This window comes from Micromonospora sp. FIMYZ51, assembly GCF_038246755.1.
GTDB lineage: Bacteria > Actinomycetota > Actinomycetes > Mycobacteriales > Micromonosporaceae > Micromonospora.
Map to the genome: position 1 here is coordinate 4,418,744 of NZ_CP134706.1, position 16,063 is coordinate 4,434,806.

The 16,063-nt window shown below is 69.7% G+C and carries 14 protein-coding genes; 4 read left to right on the forward strand and 10 right to left on the reverse strand.

Going from position 1 to position 16,063, the window contains the following annotated elements; all coding sequences use genetic code 11:
• From QQG74_RS20015 to QQG74_RS20025, 3 genes are all read right to left on the reverse strand, one after another.
• Positions 1-825: a carbohydrate ABC transporter permease gene (locus QQG74_RS20015; protein ID WP_341716294.1), complete on the reverse strand. Its 825-nt coding sequence runs from the start codon at positions 823-825 to the stop codon at positions 1-3.
• Positions 825-1,727 (reverse strand): sugar ABC transporter permease, encoded by a 903-nt coding sequence (locus QQG74_RS20020; protein ID WP_341716295.1) that lies wholly within the window; start codon positions 1,725-1,727, stop codon positions 825-827. Before QQG74_RS20020 ends, QQG74_RS20015 begins: the two co-directional genes overlap by 1 nt.
• 76 nt (positions 1,728-1,803) lie before the next feature.
• Positions 1,804-3,069 (reverse strand): extracellular solute-binding protein, encoded by a 1,266-nt coding sequence (locus tag QQG74_RS20025; RefSeq protein ID WP_341716296.1) that lies wholly within the window; start codon positions 3,067-3,069, stop codon positions 1,804-1,806.
• Positions 3,070-3,217: 148 nt separating this feature from the next.
• Between QQG74_RS20025 and QQG74_RS20030 the strand changes: the two genes are divergently transcribed.
• Positions 3,218-3,988 carry a FadR/GntR family transcriptional regulator gene (locus tag QQG74_RS20030; RefSeq protein WP_341716297.1) on the forward strand — a complete coding sequence of 257 codons (771 nt, stop codon included), beginning with the start codon at positions 3,218-3,220 and terminating at the stop codon, positions 3,986-3,988.
• An 89-nt stretch (positions 3,989-4,077) separates the two neighbouring features.
• Here QQG74_RS20030 and QQG74_RS20035 read toward each other — a convergent pair whose 3' ends face one another.
• The 5 genes from QQG74_RS20035 to QQG74_RS20055 form a co-directional block, all read right to left on the reverse strand.
• Positions 4,078-5,472, reverse strand: coding sequence for an RICIN domain-containing protein (locus QQG74_RS20035; protein WP_341716298.1), 1,395 nt, complete (start codon positions 5,470-5,472; stop codon positions 4,078-4,080).
• Between the two features lie 220 nt (positions 5,473-5,692).
• Positions 5,693-7,936, reverse strand: a complete 2,244-nt coding sequence (locus QQG74_RS20040) for an ATP-dependent RecD-like DNA helicase (protein WP_341716299.1) — start codon at positions 7,934-7,936, stop codon at positions 5,693-5,695.
• Positions 7,937-7,996: 60 nt separating this feature from the next.
• On the reverse strand, positions 7,997-10,273 hold the full coding sequence (gene katG / locus QQG74_RS20045; RefSeq protein WP_341716300.1) for a catalase/peroxidase HPI: 2,277 nt from the start codon (positions 10,271-10,273) through the stop codon (positions 7,997-7,999).
• Positions 10,274-10,296: 23 nt separating this feature from the next.
• A complete protein-coding gene (locus tag QQG74_RS20050) occupies positions 10,297-10,725 on the reverse strand; it encodes a Fur family transcriptional regulator (protein WP_341716301.1) in 429 nt (142 codons plus the stop codon).
• Between the two features lie 161 nt (positions 10,726-10,886).
• Positions 10,887-11,372, reverse strand: coding sequence for a MarR family transcriptional regulator (locus QQG74_RS20055; protein ID WP_341716302.1), 486 nt, complete (start codon positions 11,370-11,372; stop codon positions 10,887-10,889).
• A 32-nt stretch (positions 11,373-11,404) separates the two neighbouring features.
• Between QQG74_RS20055 and QQG74_RS20060 the strand changes: the two genes are divergently transcribed.
• From QQG74_RS20060 to QQG74_RS20070, 3 genes are all read left to right on the forward strand, one after another.
• A complete protein-coding gene (locus tag QQG74_RS20060) occupies positions 11,405-12,649 on the forward strand; it encodes a MalY/PatB family protein (protein WP_341716303.1) in 1,245 nt (414 codons plus the stop codon).
• An 80-nt stretch (positions 12,650-12,729) separates the two neighbouring features.
• The gene (locus tag QQG74_RS20065; RefSeq protein WP_341716304.1) at positions 12,730-13,332 is read left to right on the forward strand and encodes a dihydrofolate reductase family protein; all 603 of its coding nucleotides are present in this window, start codon (positions 12,730-12,732) and stop codon (positions 13,330-13,332) included.
• A gap of 14 nt (positions 13,333-13,346) precedes the next feature.
• Positions 13,347-13,796 (forward strand): GNAT family N-acetyltransferase, encoded by a 450-nt coding sequence (locus QQG74_RS20070; RefSeq protein WP_341716305.1) that lies wholly within the window; start codon positions 13,347-13,349, stop codon positions 13,794-13,796.
• A 67-nt stretch (positions 13,797-13,863) separates the two neighbouring features.
• Here the strand turns inward: QQG74_RS20070 and QQG74_RS20075 are convergent, their stop codons facing one another.
• Both QQG74_RS20075 and QQG74_RS20080 read right to left on the reverse strand, forming a co-directional pair.
• Positions 13,864-14,691, reverse strand: a complete 828-nt coding sequence (locus QQG74_RS20075) for an SAM-dependent methyltransferase (protein WP_341716306.1) — start codon at positions 14,689-14,691, stop codon at positions 13,864-13,866.
• 216 nt (positions 14,692-14,907) lie between these two features.
• On the reverse strand, positions 14,908-15,975 hold the full coding sequence (locus QQG74_RS20080) for a lytic polysaccharide monooxygenase (RefSeq protein WP_341716307.1): 1,068 nt from the start codon (positions 15,973-15,975) through the stop codon (positions 14,908-14,910).
• Between the last annotated feature and the right edge of the window lie 88 nt (positions 15,976-16,063).

Sequence of the window (16,063 nt, forward strand, 5' to 3'; positions counted from 1 at the left end):
TCAGCCCTTCGTGGAACCGGCGGCGACGCCGTCGGCGATCTGGCGCTGGAGAAAGAGGTAGACCACCAGGACCGGGATCGCGGCGATCAGCACCCCGGAGGCGAAGGTGGGAATGTCGTCGGAGTACTGCCCGCGCAGTGAGGTCACGCCGACCATGAGCGTCCGGTGGTCGGCCGAGGGCATCATCACCAGCGACATGAGGACGTCGTTCCAGCAGAACAGGGCGTTGAGGATGCCGACCGAGAGCAGCGCCGGGGTGCCCAGCGGCAGCATGATCCGGCGGTACACGCCGTACACGCTGTTGCCGTCGATCCGGGCCGCGTCGATGATCTCCGGCGGGATGGTCTTGTAGTAGCTCGTCATCAGGAAGACGGTGAAGGGTAGGAACTGGGCCACGTAGACGAGGATCAACCCAGGGTACGTGTCGATGAGCGCGGTGTCGGCCATGATCCGGGCGAGCGGCACCATGATCACCTGAAACGGCACGAAGAGTCCCGCCAGACAGCCCAGGAACAACGCCGACGAGCCACGGAACCGCAGCTGGCTCAGGGCGAAGCCGGCCATCGACCCGAGCAGCAGCAACAGCGCCACCGAGCAGGTCACCACGAGCAGCGAGTTGACGAAGTAGCGGCCCATACCGACGCTTGTCCACGCCGTGCTGATGTTCTCCCAGCGCAGCGCGTCGGTAAGCGAGAACCGGTCGAGGATGTAGTCCCGCCGCGTCTTCATCGCGACATTTGCGGTGAACAGCAGAGGATAGATCGTCGCCAGCGCGAGCAGCGACATCGGGATGGCGATCAGCCAGCGGCCACGGACCCGGGTCATCAGTCCTCTCTCCCCGCCCGCCGGAGCAGTTTGATCTGGAGCAGCCCCACCACGAGCATGATCGTGAAGAGCACCGTCGACGCGGCCGACGCCAGCGCCGGACGGTTCATCTGCCCCTGCTGGATCCAGATGTAGTACTCCGGCAGGTACGTCGATCCCTCCGGACCGCCGCTGGTCATCACGTAGAGCAGGCCGAACATGGAGGTCAGCATCCCGATCATCGTGGTCACGAAGACGAACTGGATGGTGCGGGCGAGACCGGGAACGATCACATGGCGGATGACCTGGGGTAGCGACGCACCGTCCACCCGGGCGGCGTCCAGCAGCGCGGCGTCGAGGGTGGCGAACCCGGCGAGGAACACCACCAGGGCCATCCCGAAGGTCGCCCAGACATGCACGCCGACCACCATGAACATGGCGATGTCGGGGTCGCCGAGCCAGTCCACCGGGGGAATGCCTACCGACCCGAGGGCGGCGTTGAGTGGGCCGTCGAAGGCGAGCAGCAGGTTGTAGATCGCGCCGACGATCACCGGGGAGAGCACCGCGGGGAAGAAGTAGACGCTGCGGTAGAACCGGTGACCGGGCACCCGCAGGTAGATGAACGTCGCAAGCAGGCCGGGAATCGCCACCGCCACCGGAAGCAGCAGCACCAGCAGTCCGACGTTGCTCAGCGCGATCCGGAACAGCGGGTCGTCGAAGAGTTCGAGGTAGTTGTCGAGACCGACGGGCATCCCGTTGCGCTCACCGTCGCCGGTGAAGGAGAAGTTGACCCCGAGCAGCAACGGGTAGAGCCGCAGCAGCACGATGACCAGGACGGCCGGGGCGACAAGCAGGTAGGGGGCGAAGCGTTCGGTCCGCGCGCCGCCGCCCCGGCGGGGCCGGCCACCGCGGCGCTCGGGCACGCTGGCGGGCCCCCCGCCGGTCCGTCCGGTTGGCGCTGGACGGACCGACGGTTGCACCTTTCCGATCGGCACGAGGTCAGCCCGCCTGGTCGGAAGCGGCCAACTGCTTCACCACCTCATCGACGCTTGTCGACCCGCTGAGCAGCTGCTGGGAGAGCCGCCCCATCAGGTCCAGGGTCTTCGAGGAGAGCGCCACGTGCAGGGCCGGCTTGCCGTCCTTGAGCCCGGAGACGATCGTGGCGACGCTGGGACCCCCCGCCGACACGTCGACGGTGGTGTCGGCGGCGATCGCGCCCGCGTCGGCGTAGAACGCCTTGAGCGCGTCGGTCGAGGTCAGGGAGCGGACCAGGTCGGCGGCGACCTTGGGGTCCTTGGTCCACTTCGCCACGCCGTAACCGATGCCACCGTCGTAGGCCAGGCTCGGGGTGGTGCCGGGGGTGACCACCGGCGCGTTCATGACCCCGAGCTTGTCGGCGGTCAGGAACTCGCTGAAGTCCTTCCAGTGCCCGACGTCCGACATCAGGCCGATGACGTGGGCGGCCTTGCCGGACTGGAAGAGGGCGAAGGAGTCGTTGAACATCGCGGTCGAGTTGGCCCCGTCGTTGTTCAGGCCCGCGTCGCCGGCCTCCTTCCAGAGCTGGAAGACCCGCTTGACGTTCGGCGAGTTCCAGTCGCGCTTCCCGGCGATCCAGTCGTCGTACTCCTGGCCGGTGAAGATGCCCGACCCCAGGCCGGAGAGCCAGAACTGGATGCCGGCGCCCTCCTTGTTGCCGAGGGCGAAGCACTTGGCGCCGGCCTTGGCGATGGCGGCGCAGTCGGCCAGGAACTCGGTCCAGGTGGTGGCCGGGCTGGCCGGGTCGAGACCGGCATTCTCGTAGAGCGTCTTGTTGTAGTAGATGGGGTGCCCCTGTAGCGTCACCGGGCCGGCATAGATCTTGCCGTCCTTGGTGAAGGCGTCCCAGCCGGCCAGCCGCTCCCGGTCCGGGGCCAGGTACTCGTCCAGCGGCACCAGCGCGTCCACCCGGTCGCGGAGCTGGCCGCCGCCGTTGAACAGCATGACGTCCGGCCCCTTACCGGACTGAATCGCCGCGCCGAGCAGCGTGTAGTACTGGTCGAACGGTTGCGCGACGAACTCGACAGTCACGTCCGGGTGTGTCTTGGCGAAGTCGGCCTTGGCCTTTTCCAGGTAGCTCGCGGCGGACGCCTCGCCGGACTTCCAGTCCCAGACGACCAGTTTGCCGGCGGAGCCGCCGGCCGAGGGGTTGTCGCCGGTGGCACTTCCACAGCCCGTCAACGCCAGTCCCACAACGAGGACGGCTGACCATAAGGCTCGCTGTTTCATCGTTTCACCTCTGCCCGGGAATGGCTGACGGACCAGCCGCCAGGCCAATAGTGATCAAAAACGTAACTCGTATGACGTTTGACGTCAACAGGCCGCCCGTACACTGACCTTGGACGCCGGGTAGCACGGCGAGCCAATCGGAGGGGACATGACGTCATCGCAGGAGACCGCGCCGGAAGCGGTGGCCACACCGGCCTGGGCGCGACGGCCGACCAACCTCGCTCGCGCCGTCACCGCCGAGTTGGTGGAGCGCATCGTGCGCGGTGTGCACCCGTCCGGAACGGCGTTGCCCCCGGAACCGATCCTCTGCGAGACCTTCTCCGTGAGCCGGACCGTCGTCCGGGAGGCGGTGAAGATCCTCCAGGAGAAGGGCCTGGTGCAGGTCCGCCAGGGTGCGGGGACCATGGTCACCCCGGCGTCGATGTGGGACATGCTCGACGAACTGGTCCTCGCGGCCACCATCGCCAAGGACGAAGACCTGGCCATCCTCGACGACCTCGTGGTGACCCGGCGACTGCTGGAGTCCGACATGGCAAACGTCGCCGCCCGCCGCGCCGATCCGCAGACCATCGACCGGCTGCGCGCCCAGGTGGACCGGATGGACGAACTCGTCGATGACCACGTCACGTACCACGAGCACGACCGGGCCTTCCACGACACCATCATGCAGACCTCCGGAAACCGCATCGCCCGCGCCGTGGTACGCGCGCTGGAGAGCCAGGTGGTCAACACCGCTCGATACATGGGCCGCACCGAGCGGGCCCTGTGCGTGGCGTCCAACCGGGGACACCGGCGCATCTACGAGCGGATCGCCGCCCACGACCCGGACGGTGCCGCCGAGGCGATGTTCCACCACATCACCGAGGCCTGGCTCGTCCGGCGCGGCGGCCCGGACGAGCCGACCCGCCTGCAACGCTGACCCGCCCGGAGAACAGCCGGACAGCCGCCACTGCCAGGTTCGCAAGTGGCGGCTGCCGCCGGCTGCGACCTCAGCCGCAGTCACCGAACTCAGGAGAACTGCGCGAAGAAGCGCCAGATCTCACCCTTGGTCCAGGTCGTGACGCCACTCTCGGCGTACGTCCCGTCCACCGGACCGGGCATGTGCCCGTTGTCGAACGCCGCCCACTGCACCGGGTACCCGGCCCGGCAGCCCGAGTAGGTCGTGGTGATGTGCGTACGGCTACCCGCCGCCGGCTCGCGCGGGCTCTGCGCGGTGCAACCGTTGTTGCGCACGAAGGTGTCCCGCAGTCCACGTCCCTGACCGATGCTCAGCACGTTGTCCGAGATGCCGTGCAGCCCGAAGTACGCGATCGGCTGGTTGCCGCCGCTGCACCCGCTGATCTGCGCACCGGCGATCACCGCGACGGCCCGGAAGACGTCGGCCCGGGCACAGGCCAGGGCGTAGCTCATCCCGCCGCCCCAGCTGAAACCGAGAGCGAAGCGCTGCCTCGGGTTGACACACAGGTCACTCTCGATCCGCCGGATCATGTCGTCGACGAAGGTGACGTCCTCGCCGCCGGCATTGCCCCAACCGTTGCCGAGCCCCTGCGGCGCGACGAGGATCGCACTGTTGTTTGACTGCTCCTGCTGGCCGTAGTAGGACCAGGCGGCCCCGCTGGTGCCACCGTTGGAGATCTCCTGCATGGTGCCGCCACGCCAGTGGAAGGCGAAGATCAGCCGGTACGGGTTGTTGCTGTTGTAGTTGGCGGGTACCCGCAGGATGAACTGGCGGCTCTTGCCGTTGCTCTGGATCGTGTGGGTACCGCTGGACAGCGTCGGCGCCTTGCCGCACCCGTTGCCGCCCGTCGGCGGCGGCGTCGGGTTGCCGCCCCCGTCGACGCGGACCAGTTGCCACTGCTGGTTGGCGCCGTTCCAGTCGGCGTACTGCACGATGTTCGCGCCGTCCGCCGTCGAGGCGCCCTGCACCTCGACGACCTTGCCACTGTGCCGGCTGACCAGCCGGACGTGACCGCCGTCGGAGTCGGCGAGCCGGAACTGCTGGTTCGTGCCGTTGGTGTCGGACCACTGCACGATCGAGCCACCGTCGGCGGTCGAGAAGTTGTAGACGTCGAGCACCTTGCCCGAGTGCCGGGACTTCAGCCGGTAGTAGCCGCCGCCGGAATCCACGAACTGCCACTGCTGGTTGGCGCCGTTGTTGCGCGTCCACTGGCTGATCCGCGCGCCGTCGTTGGTGGCCAGGCCGTACACGTCCAACGCCTTGCCGCTGTTGCGGTTCACCAGCACGTACCACGCGTTGGTGTCCACAGTCGCCGCTGCCGCGGGCACCGCGTTCGCCACGACGAGCGTGCCCGCGGCCAGGACCGCGGCAGCCGCCGCAGCCAGCCCCGAGCGCCACCGTCGTCTGCGCGGAGAGGCGGGACGAGCCTCACCCATCGCCTTCATGGTCCACTCCTTCGATCGGGGCACGCGCGTGCCCTGCGTGTGTGCCGGCGTCTGGTGGTGGCGTCCAGCACGTCTGGGGGTGTGTCCTGCGGAGATCGGCCGCCGTGCCCTGCGGCGGCGCTCGGGTCAGGCTCCCGGCAGCCGCGCGACCCGCTGCTGGGAAGTTAGCGCTAACAACGTCATACGTCAAACGACAGAGGTCTATCTCCGCGCCGCCGGATCAGGACGGTACGAGGCGGTGGTCAAGGGCGGTGTGCCGCCGGCCCGCGCCGACGGTGCGCACGGCGGCGGCGAGCGCCCGGCGGGAGCCGACCAGCACGACGAGTCGTTTGGCACGGGTGACGGCGGTGTAGAGCAGGTTGCGTTGCAGCATCATCCAGGCGCTTGTGGTCAAGGGAATGACGACCGCGGGATATTCGGAGCCCTGGGAGCGGTGGATGGTCATGGCGTAGGCGTGCGCAAGTTCGTCCAGCTCGTCGAAGTCGTACTCGATGCTCTCGTCCTCGTCGGTGCGGACGGTGAGGGTCTGCTCCTCGGCGGAGAGCTGGGTGACGATGCCGAGGGTGCCGTTGAAGACGCCGGCCTGGCCCTTGTCGTAGTTGTTGCGGATCTGGGTGACCTTGTCGCCGACGCGGAAGACCCGGCCGCCCGCACGCCGTTCCGGCTGGCCCTCGCGGTGCGGGGTGAGCTGCTGCTGGAGCAGGGTGTTCAGCGCGCCCGCGCCGGCCGGGCCGCGGTGCATGGGGGTGAGCACCTGCACGTCCCGGCGGGGGTCGAGCCCGAAGCGGGCCGGGATGCGGGTGCAGGTGACGTCGACGGTGAGCGCGGCGGTGGCGTCGGTGTCGTCGCTGGCGAACATGAAGAAGTCCGGTAGACCCTGGAGCAGCGGCGGGCGGCCGGCGTTGATCCGGTGCGCGTTCGTCACGACGCCGGACTGGGCGGCCTGCCGGAAGATCTGGGTCAGTCGGACCCGCGGGATGCTCGGTGCGGCGAGCAGGTCGCGCAGCACCTCCCCGGCACCGACCGAGGGCAGTTGGTCGACGTCGCCGACCAGCAGCAGGTGCGCGCCCGGCGGGACGGCCTTGACCAGCTTGTTGGCCAGGATGAGGTCGAGCATTGAGGCCTCGTCCACCACCAGCAGGTCGACGTCGAGTGGGTTGTCCCGGTCGTAGGAGGCGTCGCCGCCGGGACGCAGTTGCAGCAGTCGGTGCACGGTGGCGGCGGGGTGGCCGGTGAGTTCGGCGAGCCGCTTGGCGGCGCGGCCGGTGGGCGCGACGAGGGTGACCTTCGCCTTCTTCGCGGTGGCCAGTTCGACGATGGAGCGGACCGTGAAGCTCTTGCCGCAGCCCGGCCCGCCGGTCAGCACCGCGACCTTCGAGGTGAGCGCGAGACGGACCGCCTCCTGCTGCTCGGCGGCGAGATCGTGACCGGTGCGGGCCTTGAGCCAGGTCAACGCCCGGGTCCAGTCGACCTGGTGGAAGTGCGGTAGCCGGTCGGCGCGGTCGCCGAGCAGCCGTAGCAGGGAGTTCGCCAGGGACTGCTCCGCGCGGTGGAAGGGCACCAGGTACACCGCCGGCAGTTCTCGTCCGTCGCCGGCGGGTAGCGTCTCCCGGACGACACCCTCCTCGGCGACCAGATCGCCGAGACAGCGGGCGACCAGGTCGGCGGGCACGTCGAGGATCTTCGTCGCGTCCGCGACCAGGTTCGGTTCGGGCAGGTAGCAGTGCCCCGCGTCGGTCGCCTCCGACAGGGTGTACTGCAAGCCCGCCATCACCCGCTGCGGGCTGTCGTGCGGGATGCCCACCGAACGGGCGATCGTGTCGGCGGTCTTGAACCCGATCCCCCACACGTCCGCGGCCAGCCGGTACGGCTCCTTCGTCACCACGTCGGTGGCGGCGTCGCCGTACTGCTTGTAGATCCGTACCGCAAGCGAGGTCGACACCCCGACGCCCTGGAGGAAGACCATCACCTCCTTGATGGCCTTCTGCTCCGCCCACGCCGCGGTGATCTTCGCCGTACGTTTGGGACCCAGGCCGGGCACCTCGACCAGCCGGGCCGGTTCCTCCTCGATGATCCGCAGGGTGTCCAGGCCGAAGTGGGCCACGATCCGCTCGGCGAACACCGGCCCGATCCCCTTCACCAGGCCGGAGCCGAGGTAGCGCCGGATGCCCTGGATGGTCGCCGGCAGCACGGTGCGGTACGAGTCGACCTCGAACTGCCGGCCGTACTGCGGATGCGACGACCAGCGGCCCTGCAATCGCAGGCTCTCCCCCGGCTGCGCCCCGAGCAGCGCCCCGACCACGGTGACCAGGTCGCTGCTGCGGTCGGTGGCGACCCGGGCGACCGTGTAGCCGGTCTCCTCGTTGACGTAGGTCAGCCGTTCCAACACGGCTTCCAGCGTGGCGGACGGCCGAGGGGACACTGCGGTGGTCACGCCACCATCCTGCCCGCTGCCCCCCAACATGCCGGACGAGCCCCGGCCGATCGGAGATCGGCCGGGGCTCGTCGGTCAGGTCAGGTCAGGTCAGGACAGGTCGAACCGGTCGAGCTCCATGACCTTGGTCCAGGCGGCGACGAAGTCGGTGACGAACTTGTCGCGCGCGTCGTCGCTGGCGTAGACCTCGGCGAGGGCGCGCAGCTGCGAGTTGGAGCCGAAGATGAGGTCGACCGCGGTGGCGGTCCACTTCACCTCGTCGGTGGCCAGATCGCGGATCTCGTAGACGTGCTCCTCGGACTCCGACGCCTTCCACCGGGTGCCCGGGGAGAGCAGGTTGCGGTAGAAGTCGTTGGTCAGCACGCCGGGCCGGTCGGTGAGGACACCGTGCTGGCTGCCACCGACGTTTGCGCCGAGCGAACGCAGACCGCCGATGAGCACGGTCATCTCGGGCGCGGTCAGGTTGAGCATGTAGGCGCGGTCGATGAGCAGCACCTCCGGCTGGGTCTTCTCGCCGGCCCGCAGGTAGTTGCGGAACCCGTCGGCACGCGGCTCCAGCACCCGGAAGGACTCGACGTCGGTCTCCTCCAGGCTGGCGTCGGTGCGGCCCGGACGGAACGGCACGGTCACCTCGACACCGGCCTCGCGCGCCGCCTGCTCGACGGCGGCCGAACCGGCCAGCACGATCAGGTCCGCGAGCGAGATCTGCGCACCACCAGCGGCGTTGAATTCCTGCTGGATGCCCTCCAGGGTGGCCAGCACCGTGGCGAGCTGCTCGGGCTGGTTGACCTCCCAGCTGCGCTGCGGTTCGAGCCGGATCCGGGCGCCGTTGGCACCACCGCGCTTGTCGGTGGAGCGGAAGCTGGCGGCCGAGGCCCAGGCGGTGGCGATCAGCTGGGCGGTGGTCAGGCCGGACTCCAGGACCTTCGCCTTGAGGGCGGCGATGTCGGCGTCACCCACCAGCTCGTGGTCGACGGCCGGCACCGGGTCCTGCCACAGCTGGGCCTCCGGCACCCACGGCCCGAGGAAGCGGCTGACCGGGCCCATGTCGCGGTGCAGGAGCTTGTACCAGGCCTTGGCGAAGGCCAGCGCGAACTCGTCCGGGTTCTCCAGGAAGCGCCGGGAGATCTTCTCGTACGCCGGGTCGACCCGCAGCGACAGGTCGGTGGTCAGCATCGTCGGCTTGTGCTTCTTCGACGGGTCGTGGGCGTCCGGGATGATCGCCTCGGCGTCCTTGGCGACCCACTGCTTCGCCCCGCCGGGGCTGGTGGTCAGCTCCCACTCGTAGCCGAAGAGGATCTCGAAGAAGCGGTTGCTCCACTGCGTCGGCCGGTCGGTCCAGGTCACTTCCAGACCGCTGGTGATCGTGTCCCCGCCCTTGCCGCTGCCGTAGCTGCTCAGCCAGCCCAGGCCCTGCGCCTCCAGCGGGGCGGCCTCCGGCTCGGGGCCCACGTGCCCGTCGGCCGGCCCGGCACCGTGGGTCTTGCCGAAGGTGTGGCCGCCGGCGATGAGGGCGACGGTCTCCTCGTCGTTCATCGCCATCCGGGCGAAGGTCTCGCGGATGAAGTGCGCCGCCGCCAGCGGGTCCGCGTTGCCGTTCGGACCCTCCGGGTTGACGTAGATCAGACCCATCTCGGTGGCGCCGACGCCGGCCGTCATCTCCTTCTCGGAGACGTAGCGCTCGTCGCCGAGCCAGGTGTCCTCCGGACCCCAGAAGATCTCCTCCGGCTCCCAGACGTCCTCGCGGCCGAAGCCGAAGCCGAAGGTCTTGAAGCCCATCGACTCCAGGGCGACGTTGCCGGCGAGCACGAGCAGGTCGGCCCAGGAGATCTGCTGGCCGTACTTCTGCTTGACCGGCCAGAGCAGGCGGCGGGCCTTGTCCAGGTTGGCGTTGTCCGGCCAGCTGTTGAGCGGGGCGAAGCGCTGACCACCGTCGCCGGCACCGCCGCGACCGTCGTGGATGCGGTAGGTGCCCGCGGCGTGCCAGCTCATCCGGATCATCAGGCCGCCGTAGTGGCCGAAGTCTGCCGGCCACCAGTCCTGCGAGGTGGTGAGGACCTCGGCGATGTCCCGCTTGAGGGCCTCGACGTCGAGCTTGGCGAACTCCTTGGCGTAGCTGAAGTCCGCCCCCAGCGGGTTGCCCTTGGGCGACTGGGCGTGCAGCACCGACAGGTCGAGCTGGTTGGGCCACCAGTCCCGGTTGGTACGCGGACGACCGCCGGTCTTCGGGGTCGGCGAGTCGATCGCCGGGTTCTCGCTCTCGCTGCCGTGCGCGGTCACGGAGTCGTGGGCGACCGGGCAACCGGCTGCCGCCTTCTTGTCCACGCCCTGTGCGCTGACGGGCGCGTTGTCCTCGATGTCGCTCATCTGTTTCCTTCCGAACTGGCGGATCACTGGGAGGTGCGTGCGGTCGCGCACTCGGGGCAGGTGCCCCAGTAGACGACCTCCGCCTCGTCCACCACGAAGCCGTGGTCGTCGGAGGCGGTAAGACAGGGAGCCTGACCGACGGCGCAGTCGACGTCGGCGATCGCACCGCAGGAGCGGCACACGAGATGGTGGTGGTTGTCCCCCACCCGCACCTCGTAGCGGGCGGTGGCCCGAGCCGGCTGGATGCGCCGCACCAGGCCAGCGTCGGTGAGCGCACGCAGCACGTCATAGACCGCTTGGTGGGAGATTGTGGGATGATCCGCCCGTACCAACGCGATCACCGTGTCGGTGTCGACGTGCGGGTGGTCCCGCAGCGCGGCGAGCACCGCCAACCGGGGCCGGGTCACGCGCAACGAGACCGTCCGCAGCTGGGTCTCGAAGTCGGACGTCACGCGACGACCTTAGCCCAGTCTTTTGGAATTATTCAAGTTTTGCGCCAGGCCCAACCCACACATTTCACCGCAGATCGGTCACCCAGTACTGCGAAACCGATGCCTTTCTCGCACCGACCGGCAGCCCGCCCCGACGCCCCGCAGGCGGTCGGGCCGGCGGGTCAACCGCGCCGCGACTCCTCCGCCGACGCCTCGTTGATCCGCTCCATCACCCGGCAGGCCACCTCGCGCAGCGCGGTCACCTGCTCCTCGGTCAATCCGTCGATGACGTAGCGGCGTACCGCGGCGACATGCCCCGGCGCCGCGGCGACCACCACGTCCCACCCGGCATCGGTCAACACCGCCCTGGTGTAACGCGGACTCTCCGGGTCGGGCGCCCGGTAGAGCAGACCTCGCCGCTCCAGCCGCTTGACGACGTTCGACAACCGGGACAGCGAACTGCTGACGTGGGCGGCCAGGTCACTGAGGCGCAGGGCGCGCCCGGGGACCATGGACAGGGTGCTGAGCACGAAGTAGTCGAAGAGCGTGAGGTCGTTGTCGCGCAGCAACTGCCCATCGAGCGCGCCGGGCAGCTTGAACATGAGGCTGGCCAGAGCGAGCCAGGCCTCGGTCTCACATTCGTTCAGCCAGCGCGGTTCCTCCGACACGCGGCCCAGCGTACGCGCCTAGGGTGGGCGGCATGGCCAACGATCTTCTCGGCACCGGCGGTTCGGCGACCCGGAACCCGCTGACGCTGCTCACTGTGGACGAGCTGCGGCAGCGCACCAGCACGAAATGGCGGATGCACCCGCCGGACGTGCTCCCACTCTGGGTTGCTGAGCAGGACGTACCGCTGGCCGCACCGGTGGCCGACGCGCTGCGCCGGGCGATCGACCTCGGCGACACCGGCTATCCGCACGGGACCGCGTACGCCGAGGCGCTCGGCGACTTCGCCGCCCGGCGCTGGGGCTGGCACGACTTCCGGGTCGCGCACACCACAGTGGTGCCGGACGTGATGATGGGGATCGTCGAGCTCCTGCGGCTGGTGACCGATCCGGGCGACGCGGTGGTGATCTGCTCCCCCGTCTACCCGCCCTTCTACTCCTTCATCAGCCACGCCGACCGGCAGGTGATCGAGGCGCCCCTCGGGCCCGACCTGCGGATGGACCCGGCCGCCCTCGACGACGCCTTCCGTCGCGCCCGAGCCGCCGGCCGCAAACCGGCCTTCCTGCTGTGCAATCCGCACAACCCGACAGGCGTCGTGCACCGCCGCGACGAACTCGAGACCGTCGCCGAGTTGGCCGACCGGCACGGCCTGCGAGTGATCTCCGACGAGATCCACGCCCCCGTCGTGCTCCGCGGCGCCCACCTCACCCCGTACCTCACCGTGGCCGGTGCCGAGAACGCGTTCGCCGTCACCTCCGCCTCGAAGGCGTGGAACCTCGCCGGCCTCAAGGCGGCGCTCGCCATCGCCGGGCCGCAGGCCGCGGCCGATCTGGATCGGATGCCGGAGGAGGTCGGCCACGGGCCCAGCCACCTGGGCGTGCTCGCGCACACCGCCGCGTTCGACGCCGGTGAGCCGTGGCTCGACCTGCTCCTCGACGGTCTCGACGCCAACCGCACCCTGCTGGGGCAGCTGCTGGCCGAACAGCTTCCGGCCGTCACCTACCACCGCCCCGAGGGCACCTACCTGGCCTGGCTGGACTGCACCCGGCTGGGCGTACCGACCGAGCCGGTCGCCGAGCCCGGCGTGGCCAGCCAGCTGGTCGGGCCGGCGAAGATGTTCCTCGACCGGGCCCGGGTCGCCGTCAGTGCCGGGGAGGTCTTCGGTACGGGCGGGGCCGGCTTCGTCCGCCTCAACTTCGCCACCTCGCCCGCGATCCTCACCGAGGCGGTGACCCGGATGGGGCGTGCCGGGCAGGCGTACCGCCCGGCGACGGACTGAGCCAGGTGGTTGCAAACTGCCATCACTTTACCTAGCGTGTTCGACAGGCAGTTGCAGATCGCTATCACCGGGGAGACCGCATGGGTCGGTTCGTGTACTGGATGAACGTCTCCGTCGACCTGCGGATCGAGCACGCCCCGGGTGAGGAGGGCGGCGGCAGCTGGCTGCGCATCGGCGAGTCGCTGCATCGGGAGTTCAACAGGCGGGCGCGGGCGATGTCGCTGTTCGTCGAGGGACGCACGATCTACGAGACGATGGAGTCGTTCTGGCCGGCTGCCCGGGACGACGAGTCGCTGCCCGACTTCCTGCGCGAGTACGGCGAGATCTGGACGTCGACGCCAAAGGTGCTCGTGTCCCGGACCCGGGACAGCGCCGGCCACCGCACCCGGATCATCGGCGGTGACGACGCGATCGAGCAGCTCGCCACACTCCGGGCCGAGGTCGACGGCGACATCGGGGTCGGCGGCGCCACCCTCGCCACGCAGCTGCTGCGCGCCGGTCTACTCGACGAACTCCTGCTCTTCACGCACCCCGTCATCCTCGGCACCGGCCGGCCACTGTTCGATTCGGACCACGTACCGGTCGAACTCGACCTGCTTGAGCACGCCTCGTACGACGCGGGCGTCACGCTGCACCGGTACGCCATCCGAGCCGCCGGCAGCACCGGCCCGACGGCCGGCTGAACGGAGGGAGCGCCGTGATCCGCCCGGCCGAGCAGACCGACGCCGACGCCATCACCGAGGTGTTCCTGGCGTCCAGAGCGGCAGCGATGCCATACCTGCCGCGCCGGTACGACGACGAGCAGACCAGGGCCTGGATCACCCACGTGGTGCTACCCGGCTGCACGACCTGGGTGGCCGAGCACCCGAAGACCGGCCGGCTACTCGGCTTCGCCGCACTCGACAGCGACCTGCTGGAACACCTCTACCTGCGACCCGAGGCCCGCCGGCAGGGCATCGGCACGGCCCTGCTCGAACAGGCCCGGCGGGCCAGCCCCGGCGGGCTTCGGCTGCGGGTGTTCACCCGCAACACCGAAGCCCGGTCTTTCTACGAGCGGCACGGCTTCCGGCCGGTCGACGAGAACGACGGCAGCCGCAACGAGGAGAACGAGCCGGACCTGACGTACGCCTGGCAGCCGTCGCCCTGAGGCGGGCCGCTGCCGCACCGGCCGGAGCGGCGGCGGCGCCACTCGGGTGCGGCAGTGGCACCCGAACTCAGGGCTTGCGGGCGAGGATCCCGACGAAGGTGTGGTAGGTGTCGGTCTGCTCCGGCGCGGCCGAGCCCGGCTCCGGACGCCACTCGGCCAGCGGCACCAGCCCCGGCTCCAGCGGCGTCAGGCCGTCGACGAAGGTGAGGATCTCCTCGTCGGTACGCCAGCGGCCGGTGCCGAGCGACTCGTTGAAGATCCGCTCGACCTCGCGCGCCTTGCGGGAACCCTCCGGGTCACGCTCACCCGGGTCGCGGAAGTGGGAAACCGCCACGTAGCTGCCTGACGGCAGGGCGTCGATCAGGGTCGCGGCCAGCCCGCGCGGGTCCTCGTCGTCACCGATGTGGTGCAGGATCGCGAAGAGCAGCAGGCCGACCGGGCGATCGAAGTCGAGGAACCGACGGACCTCCGGGTTGTTCAGGATCTCCTGCGGCGACCGGATGTCCGCCTGGATCACCGTCGCCGTGCCCTCCTCGGCGAGCAGGGCCCGCCCGTGCGCCAGCACGATCGGATCGTTGTCCACATACACCACCCGGGCCTTCGGGTTGTGCTCGGTGGCGACCTCGTGCACGTTGCCCTGGGTGGGCAGCCCCGACCCGATGTCGAGGAACTGGTCGATGCCCGCCTCGGTGACCAGGAACCGGATCACCCGGCGGAGGAAGGCCCGGTTGGCCTGGCCGGCTGCCGGCCCGTCCGGGGTGATCCGCAGGGCGTGCTCGGCGACCTTGCGGTCGATTTCGAAGTTGTCCTTGCCGCCCAGGAAGAAGTCGTAGACCCGGGCGATGCTGGGAACACTCGTGTCGATGCCGGGCGGTGCCGCCTTGTCACGGGTCACAGGGCGTCTCCATTCAGGTCGGTCGGCGCCCGCCGGAACCTGCGGACGGTCCCGGCGCTGCGGGGAGTGTATCGATCCCAGCGCCGCCGGTGGTACCGCTCCCAGCGCAACCCCTCGTGACCAGGGCAGGCGTCGACCGCTACGCCGATCTGCCGGGTCCGAGGCGGCGAGCGCCGACGGAGGTGGCGGTCGAGCCACCCCCGTCGGCGCCGCTGGTTACCGGGCCGTGCAGGTGAGGGTGGGTGTGGAGTTGGTGCCGTTCCAGGAGCCGTTGAAGCCGAAGCTGGTGCTGCCGTTGGCGCCCAGAGCGCCGTTGTAGCCGGCGTTGGCGGCGGTCACCGACGACCCGCTCGACGTTATCGAGGCGTTCCAGGAACTGGTGATGCTCTGGCCGTTGGGCCAGGTCCAGCTCACCGTCCAGCCGGAGATGGCGGCGTTGCCGGCCCGGACGGTGACCTCGGCGCCGAAGCCACCGGACCACTCGTTGGTCTTGCGGTAGGTGGCGGTGCAGCCACCGTTGCCCGCCGGCGGCGGGGTGGTCGGCGGCGCGGTGGTGGGCGGCGGGTCCGAGGGCGGCGGGGTGGTCGGCGGTGCGGTGGTGGGCGGCGGGTTACCGCCACCACCGAAGATCACGTCGCTGCACAGGTAGTACGGCTGGTCGAGGTGGGACGCCTGCCAGATCGTGTAGACGACGTGCCGGCCGGTCCGGTTACCCGCGTTCACGTCGGCCTCGTAGAGCCCGGTGGTCGGGTAGCTGCCGGTACGCAGCACCAGTTCCAGGCTGTTCCAGGTGAGCGGTTGGGTGGTCGGGTCGAAGCCCTGCTTGGTGATGTAGATGAGCATGTAGTCCGCGCCGTGTCGGGCACCGTCGGTGAGCGTCAGCCGGAAGTTGTTGGGCATCGGCTTCGCGGTCCACGCCCCGACCGCGTCGAGCGAGGCGTACAGGCCGCCCTGGGTGCGACCGCCGCTGCACAGCTGACCGTCCGGGACGGCGGCCTGGTGGTTGCCGCCGACGTTCTCGCGGTACAGGCCGTTCCAGTTCCACATCGTGTTCGGGTTGGCCTGCCAGGCCTGCCAGCACATTGGATCGCTCTGGGCCATGGCGGGGTTGAGGTGGTCGGATCCCCAGCGCTCCCAGCAGCCGTAGTTGCGCGACGGCGGGTTGGTGACGGATCCGTGTGCCGAGACCGGGCCGGCCTGGCTGACGACGACCATCGTGAACGCGGCGGCGAGTACGGTGACCGCGCCAAGTCCGAGACGGCGTGCTGTTCGTGAGAGTCTCATCGATGCTCCGGTTTGTTCCGCCGACGCCGAGGTCGCTCACCGGGATGCCCAACCCCGGCGAGGAACCCGCGCCGGTCGGTTGTGGACG